The following is a 10994-nucleotide window of genomic DNA, read 5'->3' as shown; positions in this document are numbered from 1 at the left end:
CTCGGCGATCACCGCGGAACTGAGCTTCGCCAGGGTCGATGAGCGGACATCGCGGATGCGGCCGTCGCGGGCCTTGGCGTGAGCGGTGGACGCCGGAAGCCCAGCAAGGCGGGCCACGTCGTTCATCGTCAGCCGCACCGCTGCGGCGCGCTCCTTGATCTGCAGGATGTCTGTGATAGGGTGCGATTGCATAATTGCAATCTGAAATCTGATTCGTCGAATTCTCGCAAGCGCAATGTTGCAAGATGTAGTGGAAACTGGTCGGGCGCATACTCCCCGTAGCACAATCGCTACGGATAGAACGCACTTGGCCAAAAAGACCGACGAACAGATCGATGCACGGGTCGCCCGCATGCATCGCGATTACCTTCACAACGTGGTGACGGAGACCAAGAAGCAGCCGACCACGATCGCCAAGCTGCTGAATATCTCTCCCTCGACACTGACGCGGATCTACAAGCCAAAAGACGGCCAGATTTCGAAGATGAGCGCCGGCACGCTGGCGCGACTGGAGGAGTTCTCCGGGCTCGCCGCACCGAGCTTCGAGCCCGAGCCGCAGAAGCAACCGGCCGACTTCCGCGAAGATGCGACGCGCTACGAGGCCGACACTAGCGACACCACAATGGCGTCGATGATCCAGGCGATTATCGGGAATAAGAAGAACATCGATCCGTGGGTGATCCGCAGCCGCAGCCTGGAATGCGCCGGATTCATGCCTGGCGACGTGGTACTGGTGGACCTATCGACGACGCCGAGAGCTGGCGAGCCAGCCTGCGCCCAGGTCTACAACTGGCGGGGCGGCACCGCCGAGACGGTCATGCGCATTCTGGAGCCGCCTTATCTGGTGGCGGCAACGTTCGATCCTGCCCTCCGCAAGCCGCTGCTGGTGGATGACGACCGCGTCATCGTCAAAGGCCTGATCCTCCCCCATCGCCTGCGCCCGCGGCCGAACTAACCCCTCCAAGACCGCACCGAACGCTCCGGCGATTTGACGCCGGGGCGTTCGCGCGGCCCTCCGATTGCTTTCACGTGAAACATAGACGCAAGTTTGATTGCGTCGATTGCAACAAAGAATTGCATTAATCGAATTCTGAGCTATCGTTCTGTTGCGCGCGGGCGATATCCGTTTGCGCCATCAGAGCGACAATGATGCAAGCCAGCGTTTCAGCCAGCCCACACTGGATTTCAGGCCGACGGTTTCCCCGGCCGCATCACTCGGTACGTGCGCCGACGCCCCAGCGCGACGCCGAGGCCGAACAGCAGCAGCCCGCCGATCAGCGATACGCCTGCCTCAATCTGCTGAAGATCCGTTTTTGCGGCACCGTAGGCCACGATCGCGCCGACCACCGTCAACACAAGCAGCAACAGGCTGACGATGCCGACCCATGTCATGCGCACGTGCTCGATGATCACCGCGCTTTCCTGGCCTGCCCTGGCCTCCTGCTGGCGATAGGCCCATTCGCGGCGGGCCAAGACAATCGCCGGTATGGCGATGAAGATCACGAAGAACACCACAGCGGCGACGATCGACTCGTTGTCCATTTCAGCCCCCTCCGGCGCTCAATCGATGCCGCATTCGCGGCCGAGGTCAGTGAAAGCTTTCGCCGCGCCGTGCAGCGGAAAAACCACGATGGCGCTGACGCCATCCGCCGTTTCGATGCGCACCGCAGCTTCCGCGCCTTGGCGAATCTGCCGAACCAGATCACGCGACGCCGGGATCTGAATCACCCGGCCGCCGATCGCAACGCCGTCGAGCTTGACGATCTCGCCTTTGTCCACGCGAACCTTGATGTCGAACCTGTCGCCCTCGGCAATCGGGCGTGCGTAGATGCCGGTTTCCATCATCGCCAGCGACAGCTTCTTGCCGATGCAGCGGACGCCGAGCGCGGCGCCTCCGGCCATCGTCAGCGCGATGTAGCTGCCACCGTCGCCGAACCGATCGTCGCGCGCCTTGGTGGTCCAGCTCCCGATTTGCCGCCCCGAGTAATCCGCCTGCGCGGCACCGCTCATCAGCAGCGCCGCCAGGGCGCTGAGAACGATTCCCCGTTTCATCGTCGCAACCTCGTGTCCTCAACCAACGGGAGTATCCTGCCATGCGCTTGAGTTCCGTTCCAGCCGCCCAGCGGTCGGAATCCACCACCGGCCGCCCGCTCGCCGAGCGGCTGCAGATCGCGGCCTTCAACAAGGCCGTTGCCCAGCTCGGCTTCGCGTTCGATCCGCTGGATGAAGGCCGCAGCCTGGTGCTGGCCGGCTCCGGCCGGCGCGTCCGGGTCGCGATCGAATACGTCCCGGGCACCAGTCGCCAGATCGACGTCGAAGCGACGCTGGCCAAAGCTCGCGCCGTGCGCGCCGGCGCCGACATCCTGCGCGATCGCCTGGAGACCGCCGAAGCCTTCGGCCGCCTCTACGACCGCACCCGCCACAGCCTGCACTGACGGGGGCGGCGATGAGCGAGATCACCGCTGACAATCCGCACCGCGAGTATTTCCCGACGCATCAGCTATCGTATTGGCGCAAGGGCACCGCCTGTGCGCGCGATGAAGCTGACATCGTTCATCTTGAGCAATTTGTCCCCGGCTACGGCACCCGAATTGTGACGAAATTCGCTTGGCCGCTTGATCAGTACGACCTGGAACGGATCAGCGACGCTCTTGAGAGAGCATTTGAAGCCGGCAAGGTCGCCAAAGCTGAGGAAATCACCAAAGCATTGGGGCTGAAACGATGAACTGCAAGCGCATCGAAATCAATTTCCCCGAAGACGTCGAGCTGACGGACGACGTCCAGCAGCAGCTTTTGGAAATCGCCAGCGCGATTTGCAGAGCCTATGAATTCGCTCATCCCGGCCGCGTGATGTGGCCGGCCGGCATCGGCGGCAAGATCACATTCCTCCCGCTCACCGCGGAGGACGAGCGCGAGCGCGGCATCGAATTCGACGAGGATACGTTTGAAATCGAGTGCTACGAGCGCGCCGGCGACGAATCCGAACGCGGTCGCCACACCGAAACCCCGCCGCCGTGGCGCCCGCAGCATCCGAGCAGACCGATCGTCACGGCTGCCGCGCAGCAGCTGCTCAAGCCGATCGTCACCAACGTGAGCTGGGGAGCGCGCTGATGTCGAACGACCTGCTCGCTTTCCCGCCCTATCGCCCCAAGCTGCCGCCGCTGGATCGCGACGATCGCCACGCCGCCATGCTCGGCATCTTGTCGAGCAACCGCGACATGCCGGCCGACCGCCGGTTGGCGATGTTGAAGCGCTACGGTCTGATCGGCGACGGCCCATCCGCGCCGCCGGCCGCGAGCGACACCACTCTGGTGATTACCGATCACCAGTTCGACCGCGCCCTCGGCGTCGTCGCTCGCGAGATGGAGCAAGGCTGATGGCGACAAGTCGAACTCCCATCCCGTGGTCACGCCGCGAACGGGGCGTGATCGAGCAGCGTTACACGACGGCAAGCTGGACCGAGCTCCGCGCGCTCCTGCCCGGCCGCACCGATGAGCAGATCGCCGCCTATGCGAAGCATCGCAAGCTGCGCCGGCATGCGCCGCGCCGAGACCAAATGGCCCAGGCCAAGCGCGCCGATTTCGCCCGCAACTATCTCGCCGCCCGCGCGGCCGCGATCACCAGTTGCTGCGACCAGATGCGGCAAACCGCATCGATCTGCCTCGGCCTCGCCGCCTGCCACCTGATCGCCCAATGCTGCGCCGGCAGCGAACCAAACGAGGCCCAGCGATGACCCGCCCGCTGCTCGCCTCCTCCACCGTCGACGGCGACAAGATCGTGCTGGCGCCGATCGTCCCCACCAGCCGCAACGATGCCGATTACTTCCACCAACGCGCCGTCGAACGCGCCGCGCTGTTCGCCCAGATCCTGCGTCCGCCGCCTCGGTCGCGGCCGGTGCTGATTGTTAGCCAGGAGTGAACACGATGAACGATCGGCAACCGCAGTGGTGGACGCGCAATGACGATGGCTTCTGGTGCAACGTCTGCGGGGACATCCTTAAGCCAAGCTTCCACTTCGACAGCGAAGATGAATGGGACGAGTTCGAGGCCGAACTTGAGAACCGTAACTGCCGCCAGTGCGGCGCGCCCGACAAGATCGACCCGGAAGCAATTTAGCCAGGAGTGAACGCAATAATGAATATTTACCCTGACAAGATGACGCCAGAACTTCGCGAAGTTCTCGGGAAAATATGCTTTCAGCTTGCACCGATCGCTCAAGCGTTTCGTGCTGCCGGCCATGAGATCGAGGAAAAGGCAGAAGCGGAACAAGCCTTTGTGCTGCATTGGCTGATTAAACTTGCCCTGAAGCACGGCTCCAATTGGCGAGACGAAGCGAGCGACCAGATCCTGCAGATGAAGACAGCTACATCAGGCTTACACTTTCCGCAGGAGCCGCCGCACCAATGACGATCGCCACCGTCCTCATCGCCATCTTCGCGCTGCTCGTCGCCGGGCTGATGCACGAAGCCCGCGCGCTGGAGCGGGCCGATGCGGACGACCTGACCGAGACCGAGGCGCCATGATCCAGACCGATCACCTGCCCCCGAAAGTGCTCGAGGCGTTCGCCTGCCGGGCATCGCTCGGCCTAGCCGAGCTGGCCGAAGCCACCGAGATCAGCCTCGAAACCCTACGCAAGCACCGCGCGGAAGGCACTTTGCCGGTGCACGTCAAGGGGTTCGGGGTTGTGCGCCGGCATTACGTCTGTACGCTCCCCGACGTCGCCGAGTTTTACCGCAACATCGCCGCGAGCAGTGCCCAGCCATGCCGTTCCGGGTCAAGAACTCCCCTTACTGGCAATACGATTTCCAGATCAGCGGTTATCGCTTTTCCGGCTCGACCAAGTGCCGGAATGAACGTGACGCTCAGGACGCGGAAAAGGCGGCCCGCGCTGAAGCCAAGCGGCTTGTCGACCAATCCCTGAAAGCCGGCCGGCGTCCAATGACGTTGGCGGACGCCTGCGACCGGTTCTGGAATGAGCACGGCCGCCACCTCAACGACCCAGACCTGAAGCGCCAGCTCGACTGGCTGGCGGCCAATATTGGCCCGCAGGTGCGGCTGCACGACATCACCGACAACGTCGTTGCCGAGGCAGTCGAGAAGCGCCGGCGCGAGGTCAAGCCGTCCGGCCGCGATGAGCGCGGCAAGAAGCTCCACAAGCCGATCTCCAACCGCACCATCAACAACAGCGTGGTGTCGACGCTGCGCCGCGTGATACGTCGCGCCCGCAAGAACTGGAACGTCACGGTGCTGAACGAGCCGGATTGGGGCGCGCACATGCTCAAGGTGATCAAGCGCCCGGTGCGGGAGATCACCGTCGCCGAGGATTCGGCGATCGACGAGGTCGAGAGCCGTGACTATCGCGAGCTGCGCGAATTCGCCGAGATCATGGGCCTGCGCCGCCGCGAGCTGCTGCTGATCTGGCCGCAGGTCGATTTCGAGCTGGGGATCATCCGCATCGTCGGCAAAGGCGGCAAGCCTGCCGTGCTGCCGCTGTCACGCCGCGCCTACGAGATCCTGTGGGGCCTGCGCGGCAATCATCCGGTGTCGGTGTTCACCTTCGTGGCGGAGCGCACCAGGCGCTGCCCCAAGACCGGCACGGAATTCGTCCGCGGCCAGCGCTATCCGATGACCTATTACGGCATCGGCACCAACCGCCGCCGGAAGTGGACCAAGGCCGGCGTCGACGCCCGCTTGCACGACACCCGCCACACCACCGGGATGCGGACGCTGCGGTCGACCGGCAACCTCAAGCTGGTGCAGAAGCTGCTGCGCCATTCCAAGATCGCCACCACCAGCGAGTTCTACGCCGATGCCGATATCGGCGACATCCGGGACGGCCTGGAGGCGACCGCGCGCGAGACCGAGGCGCGGCGGGAGAGATCCGTCGAGAACGCCAAGTTGCGAGCCGCAGAAGGTGATGGGAAATGACGGTCTATCTGCCCAAGAACTCGCCGTACTACTATTCCGACTTTCAACGCGGCGGAAAACGGTATTGCGGCTCAACGAAGCGCAAAGATCAGGGCGAGGCCGAAGCGATCGAACTGGCTGAGATCGAGAGAGCCGAGCGCGAACAGGAGGTCGCCTACAGGTCCGCCAACGCTCCAGAGGTGATCGCACACTTGCCGCGACACGTCATCCGCGAGCGCACGAGATCATTAGGCTGGAAATATGCTTTCATCGTTCCGAAGCGCATGCGGCGCGCCGGATGTCCGCTCCGCGACGAACAGCTTGGCACCGACCACGAGGCTGCGGTCATACGAGCCGAAACCGTGCTGCTGCCGCAGCTCGATGCTTGGTGGAGCGAATATCTTGCTGCATCGCGTGCGCCAACGCCTCCCACCTCGAAGCCTGGCATTCCATCCGAGTCCGCCAAACCGTCGATCGGCGTCTACCTGCTTATGCAAAAGGGGAAGGTCGTCTACGTCGGATCAAGCTTGCGGATGCCCGCTCGGGTAGCGAGACATCGACAGAACGGCCGACCATTCGACCAGGTCTTCTATATCGGGACGACGGAAAAGGAACGGTTGAAGCTTGAGGCCGAACTGATCCGGTCGCTTGATCCAACCCAGAACAAAGTGGGGCGTCGCAGCCCTAGAATCGGCACCGAACAGGTTTTTGACCAACACGTAACTCAATGAAATCAAATTAATATTTCGCTCGCGACCAACGTTTTTCGATTCCGAGGGTCGGAGGTTCGAATCCTTCCGAGCGCGCCATTTCAATACAGAACTGCGAACGCCGTTCGCCGCGGGTTTTGCCCCTGCGGCGGCGACAAGCGTTACCACAGATACTCAACCCGCCGTGGGCCCATCAGCTAAGTCCATACCACGCCCCCCGACCAGCCCCATGCAAGACCAGATGACCTTGGTCGACCAACGCCTTCATATGAACCTTGATCGTGTTGCGGCTCGCACCGCTGATCCTCACGGCTTCGGCGACCGTAACCCGGCCATGTTCCCGCGCCGCCTCAAGGATCAGCACCGATAATTCCGGCAGGGCCGCCAGCATGACCCGCTCGCGATCCATCTTCCTTTCAAGGCGCTGTTTCTGGCCCTGCAAAGCACGAAGAAAAAATTCCAGCCAGGGATTCCAATCAGGCGTATCAGTGCGGATCGTTCCCTGGGTCCGCCTCAGCGACAGATAATAGGCTTCCTTGCTCTGCTCGATCACGCTCGCCAGCGAGCTATAAGGGACATAGGCATATCCCGCCCGCAGCAGCAGCAAGGTTGTCAGAATGCGCGACAGGCGGCCATTGCCGTCCTGAAAGGGATGGATTTCCAGAAACACCACCACGAAGATCGCGATAACCAAAAGCGGGTGAAGGCTCCTGTCCTGCTCCTTCCCGGCAGTCCATTCCACCAGCTCCCTCATGCGGCGCGGTGTGTCGAAAGGCGTGACGGTCTCAAAAACCACGCCGAGGCTCTTGCCCGTTTCATCGAAGGCTTCGACATGGTTGGCAAGCATCTTGTACGAACCGCGATGCCGCTCGTCCTTGGTCGAATGGACCAAAAGATCGCGGTGGAACTGGCGGATATAATTCTCGGTCAGCGGGATCGCTTCATAGGCGTTGAAGATCGTCTCCATCACCTCGGCGTAACCGGCGACTTCCTGCTCATCGCGCGTGGCGAGCGACCCAATCCGGATGTTTGCCAGCAGGACCTCTACCTCCCGGTCACTGAGCCGGGACCCCTCAATGCGCGTCGATGAGCCGATGCTTTCGATGGTGGCGACGCGGCGCAGGCTCGACAGGCGCTCTGGTGCAATCCGGCCAATCGCCCGCCATGCCCCTTTGAACTCGTCGATCTCGGCGATGAGCGACAGGACTTCAGGGGTGATCCGAAGCGTGGCCGCGTTGAGCGTCATGACATTAATTTATCCATTTACACCCAAATAGAATGACGCGGATTTTGCCGTTGTCTACCCATTTTCGTCCAATTGCGCTGGCGTGGGACATGAACGGAGCGAAGAAAGATGGATCACACTCAGTCCAACCAAACTGAAATATGAAATTTGGATTCTTGCCATGTACGCATTCCCCCTTCACGCCGACCGCCAGTAAAGAAGCGACCAACCGATGCCGCGTTGCCGGCAGTTCTGGATGAAGTTCATCCGGCAGAAAAGCTCGGTCCGCCCACATCTGTTTGCACCGAAGCCAGTAGCAACGGCCAGTGGCGGTCGATGATTCCAGGAAATGACTCATCTCACTACCTATGAGTGGGCGGCTCCATGCAGCGGTCGCCCGCACCATCCCGTCTATGAATTTCGATAAAACGCGACCGCCGGGATCGGTCGGGTCGCCGCAAGTTGCCGTTCGGCACATGCGATGAATCCGCGCGGGGACATCCCTGGCGCCTTCCCGCGACGCGACCTTGGTATGAGCGAAAACCGACGGGATCAGCCCGGTCCTGCCTCTCCCCCCAAGTAACGCTATGCCCCTCATCCACAAGGCGTACGCGATGTTCGCGGAGCGAGCAGGAAACGGTGGCGTTCAACTCATCGCCGCATCGCGCGTCGCTGCATGGCATCACGATCCAGATCGACGTTGGTAGTTCTACTGGAACCTATTTTCACCATTTGATAATCGCCCCGCGATCAGTTTGAGGACGCAACCACGAATTAGGTAGTGTCACGATGAAGTTCGATCGCATTGGTAACAAGCTCGGTGCTGCAGGCCTTCTCGGCGTCATCCTCGCCGGGGGCATGCTCGCCAATCAGTTCGTCGCCGAGCGCAAGATCGAGGCTGCCAATGCGCTTGCCGACGGGCAGCAGTACATCAACGAGCACACCCTCGAAGCCAATATCGCGCTGCGCCGCATGCAGCTCGCCGTCCGCGATATCCGGCTGGCGAAGGCTCCGGGCGATCTCGACAAGCCGATCGCGTCGCTGACGGACATGACGGCACGGATGGCGAAGGAAATCGACAACGCCGCCCAGCGCACGGTGAAGCAGGAGAACAAGGATCGCCTGCTGCAGATCGCCGCGCTCAACAAGGACTACGAGAAGCAGGGAACGGAGCTGGTCAAGACGATCAGGCAAATCTTCGACATTACGGGCAAGCGCAACGCGCTGGGCGGCGAATGGCGTACCGCGCTCGATGCGATCCGGACCGCGCCCGCGACCGCCGCCAATCGCCTCGAAGCTGAACGGATCCTCTACGAAGCGGATTCGCACTTCAACGCGATCCGCGCAGCGACCTGGCGCTTCAGCGTCACCGGCGAGGACAGCCAGAAAAAGGCGATCGATACGCGGGGCAATGAGCTGAACGATACGCTGGGCCGGCTGCGCAGCGTTGTCACCGACAAATCGCTGAGCGACGAGATCGATCAGCTCGCCGACGCGGGCAAATCGTTCAACGAACTGACAGCGACCGCTCTGAAATTGGAATCCGGCAAGCTCGAGATCGCGGCCGCAGCACTCGGGATCGCCAACCGGTCGGCTGAACTGATGCGGGCGGCGGTCGACGAATCCAGCAAGAATTATCGCACCGCCAAGGAAGAGGCCGATGCGGTGCTGGTGCAGGCGAACCGGGTCAGCTTCGCGGTCGCGATCATCGTGATGCTGGCGCTGATCGGCTCGGTGATCTTCACCTTCGTCGGCGTCGCCCGCCCGCTGACCCGTCTGAACGGCGCGCTCGGCCGCATTGCCGACGGCCAGCTCAATACCGAGATTCCCGGCGCGACCCGCGGCGACGAAGTCGGCGACATCGCCAAGACCGTGGTGGTGATCAGCAAGAATGCCGAACAGAAGGCGCGCGAGGAAGCCGAAGCCCAGGCCCGACAAGAGCAGATCGCGGCTCAGCGGCGCAAGCAGGAGATGATCCAGCTCGCCGACGGCTTCGAGTCCGCGGTCGGCGAAATCGTCGATACCGTGTCGTCGGCCTCGACCGAACTCGAAGCGTCCGCAACGACGCTGACGAGCACGGCCGAGCGCGCCCAGGAGCTCACCACGATGGTGGCCGCGGCCTCGGAAGAAGCCTCGACCAACGTGCAGTCGGTGGCCTCCGCCACCGAGGAGCTGTCGTCGTCGGTGAACGAGATCAGCCGCCAGGTGCAGGACTCGGCGCGGATCGCCAACGACGCCGTCAGCCAGGCGCGCCTCACCAACGACCGCGTCAGCGAACTGTCGAAGGCGGCCGCGCGGATCGGCGACGTCGTCGAACTGATCAACACCATTGCCGGCCAGACCAACCTGGCTCGCGCTCAACGCCACGATCGAAGCGGCGCGTGCCGGCGAGGCCGGACGCGGCTTCGCCGTGGTGGCGTCGGAAGTCAAAGCCCTGGCCGAGCAGACCGCCAAGGCCACCGGCGATATCAGTCAGCAGATCTCCAGCATCCAGGGCGCCACCAACGAGTCGGTGAACGCGATCAGGGACATCAGCGCGACCATCGAGAAGCTGTCTGAAATCTCCTCCACCATCGCCTCGGCGGTGGAAGAGCAAGGCGCAGCCACCCTGGAGATTTCGCGCAACGTGCAGCAGGCGGCGCAAGGGACGCACCAGGTGTCATCGAACATCACCGACGTGCAGCGCGGTGCGAGCGAGACCGGCTCGGCCTCGTCGCAGGTACTGACCGCGGCACAGTCGCTGTCCGCCGACAGCAACCGGCTGAAGACCGAAGTCTCCAAGTTCCTCAACACCGTCCGGGCGGCCTGATCACCGCCCTGCCCTCGGCGCCCCGAGCCGAGGGCTCCATCGGCGAGGAGGCTCGCCGGCGGCGCCGGCGGGTCCCGGATATCCTGTCACGTTGACGCCCGTTCACCCGCTTTGGCATAACGGGATGGTGCGTCCGATCAGTTGTGGGCGCAGCGGGGAACGTGATGAAAAACGGGCTGTATTCGCTCCACGTTGATCTGCTCGACGGCCGCTCCGGCAAGGGCAGCGGCGTGGCGCTGTTTCGCGACGGCAAGATCCTCGGCGGCGACGCTTATCTGTATTACGTCGGCAGCTACGTGGTCTCGGGCGACAGCTTCAAGGGCGAGGTCACCGTCACCCAGCAC

At 62.8% G+C, this 10994-nt stretch carries 16 protein-coding genes and 2 pseudogenes; 14 read left to right on the top strand and 4 right to left on the bottom strand.

Features of this window, described 5'->3' with window-relative positions:
* The coding region (locus DYI24_RS12855; protein WP_164572561.1) for a hypothetical protein at positions 1-192 on the bottom strand (192 nt) is incomplete at its 3' end.
* Between the two features lie 115 nt (positions 193-307).
* Between DYI24_RS12855 and DYI24_RS12850 the strand changes: the two genes are divergently transcribed.
* The gene (locus tag DYI24_RS12850) at positions 308-955 is read left to right on the top strand and encodes a hypothetical protein (protein ID WP_164572560.1); all 648 of its coding nucleotides are present in this window, start codon (positions 308-310) and stop codon (positions 953-955) included.
* A gap of 230 nt (positions 956-1185) precedes the next feature.
* On the opposite strand, the gene DYI24_RS12845 is transcribed toward DYI24_RS12850, so the two are convergent.
* Complete coding sequence (locus tag DYI24_RS12845) at positions 1186-1542, bottom strand: hypothetical protein (protein WP_164572559.1); 357 nt, start codon at positions 1540-1542, stop codon at positions 1186-1188.
* Positions 1543-1560: 18 nt separating this feature from the next.
* Complete coding sequence (locus tag DYI24_RS12840) at positions 1561-2052, bottom strand: hypothetical protein (RefSeq protein WP_164572558.1); 492 nt, start codon at positions 2050-2052, stop codon at positions 1561-1563.
* A 41-nt stretch (positions 2053-2093) separates the two neighbouring features.
* Between DYI24_RS12840 and DYI24_RS12835 the strand changes: the two genes are divergently transcribed.
* The 11 genes from DYI24_RS12835 (at position 2094) to DYI24_RS12785 (ending at position 6637) form a co-directional block, all read left to right on the top strand.
* Positions 2094-2435 carry a hypothetical protein gene (locus DYI24_RS12835; protein WP_164572557.1) on the top strand — a complete coding sequence of 114 codons (342 nt, stop codon included), beginning with the start codon at positions 2094-2096 and terminating at the stop codon, positions 2433-2435.
* An 11-nt stretch (positions 2436-2446) separates the two neighbouring features.
* A complete protein-coding gene (locus tag DYI24_RS12830; protein ID WP_164572556.1) occupies positions 2447-2725 on the top strand; it encodes a hypothetical protein in 279 nt (92 codons plus the stop codon).
* On the top strand, positions 2722-3111 hold the full coding sequence (locus tag DYI24_RS12825) for a hypothetical protein (RefSeq protein ID WP_164572555.1): 390 nt from the start codon (positions 2722-2724) through the stop codon (positions 3109-3111). The genes DYI24_RS12830 and DYI24_RS12825 overlap by 4 nt, the downstream gene beginning before the upstream one ends.
* The gene (locus DYI24_RS12820) at positions 3111-3377 is read left to right on the top strand and encodes a hypothetical protein (RefSeq protein ID WP_164572554.1); all 267 of its coding nucleotides are present in this window, start codon (positions 3111-3113) and stop codon (positions 3375-3377) included. The genes DYI24_RS12825 and DYI24_RS12820 overlap by 1 nt, the downstream gene beginning before the upstream one ends.
* Positions 3377-3733 (top strand): hypothetical protein, encoded by a 357-nt coding sequence (locus tag DYI24_RS12815; RefSeq protein WP_164572553.1) that lies wholly within the window; start codon positions 3377-3379, stop codon positions 3731-3733. Before DYI24_RS12820 ends, DYI24_RS12815 begins: the two co-directional genes overlap by 1 nt.
* Positions 3730-3918 carry a hypothetical protein gene (locus DYI24_RS12810; protein ID WP_164572552.1) on the top strand — a complete coding sequence of 63 codons (189 nt, stop codon included), beginning with the start codon at positions 3730-3732 and terminating at the stop codon, positions 3916-3918. Before DYI24_RS12815 ends, DYI24_RS12810 begins: the two co-directional genes overlap by 4 nt.
* Positions 3919-3923: 5 nt before the next feature.
* Positions 3924-4115, top strand: a complete 192-nt coding sequence (locus tag DYI24_RS12805; RefSeq protein ID WP_164572551.1) for a hypothetical protein — start codon at positions 3924-3926, stop codon at positions 4113-4115.
* 18 nt (positions 4116-4133) lie between these two features.
* The gene (locus DYI24_RS12800) at positions 4134-4406 is read left to right on the top strand and encodes a hypothetical protein (RefSeq protein WP_164572550.1); all 273 of its coding nucleotides are present in this window, start codon (positions 4134-4136) and stop codon (positions 4404-4406) included.
* Between the two features lie 112 nt (positions 4407-4518).
* Complete coding sequence (locus DYI24_RS12795; RefSeq protein ID WP_164572549.1) at positions 4519-4920, top strand: hypothetical protein; 402 nt, start codon at positions 4519-4521, stop codon at positions 4918-4920.
* A 17-nt stretch (positions 4921-4937) separates the two neighbouring features.
* Positions 4938-5927 carry a tyrosine-type recombinase/integrase gene (locus DYI24_RS12790; RefSeq protein WP_164572548.1) on the top strand — a complete coding sequence of 330 codons (990 nt, stop codon included), beginning with the start codon at positions 4938-4940 and terminating at the stop codon, positions 5925-5927.
* Positions 5924-6637 (top strand): GIY-YIG nuclease family protein, encoded by a 714-nt coding sequence (locus DYI24_RS12785; RefSeq protein WP_164572547.1) that lies wholly within the window; start codon positions 5924-5926, stop codon positions 6635-6637. The genes DYI24_RS12790 and DYI24_RS12785 overlap by 4 nt, the downstream gene beginning before the upstream one ends.
* Before the next feature lie 172 nt (positions 6638-6809).
* Here the strand turns inward: DYI24_RS12785 and DYI24_RS12780 are convergent, their stop codons facing one another.
* The gene (locus DYI24_RS12780) at positions 6810-7862 is read right to left on the bottom strand and encodes a Fic family protein (protein WP_164572546.1); all 1053 of its coding nucleotides are present in this window, start codon (positions 7860-7862) and stop codon (positions 6810-6812) included.
* 768 nt (positions 7863-8630) lie between these two features.
* On the opposite strand from DYI24_RS12780, the pseudogene DYI24_RS12775 reads away from it, so the two are divergent.
* Both DYI24_RS12775 and DYI24_RS12770 read left to right on the top strand, forming a co-directional pair.
* Positions 8631-10650: pseudogene (locus tag DYI24_RS12775) on the top strand (methyl-accepting chemotaxis protein).
* A 164-nt stretch (positions 10651-10814) separates the two neighbouring features.
* A pseudogene (locus DYI24_RS12770) lies at positions 10815-10994 on the top strand (GrlR family regulatory protein); the annotation flags it as partial.

Source organism: Rhodopseudomonas sp. BR0C11, assembly GCF_010820945.1.
GTDB lineage: Bacteria > Pseudomonadota > Alphaproteobacteria > Rhizobiales > Xanthobacteraceae > Rhodopseudomonas > Rhodopseudomonas palustris_H.
Note: the sequence above shows the minus strand (reverse complement) of the source record. Positions and strands in the feature narration are given on the sequence as shown.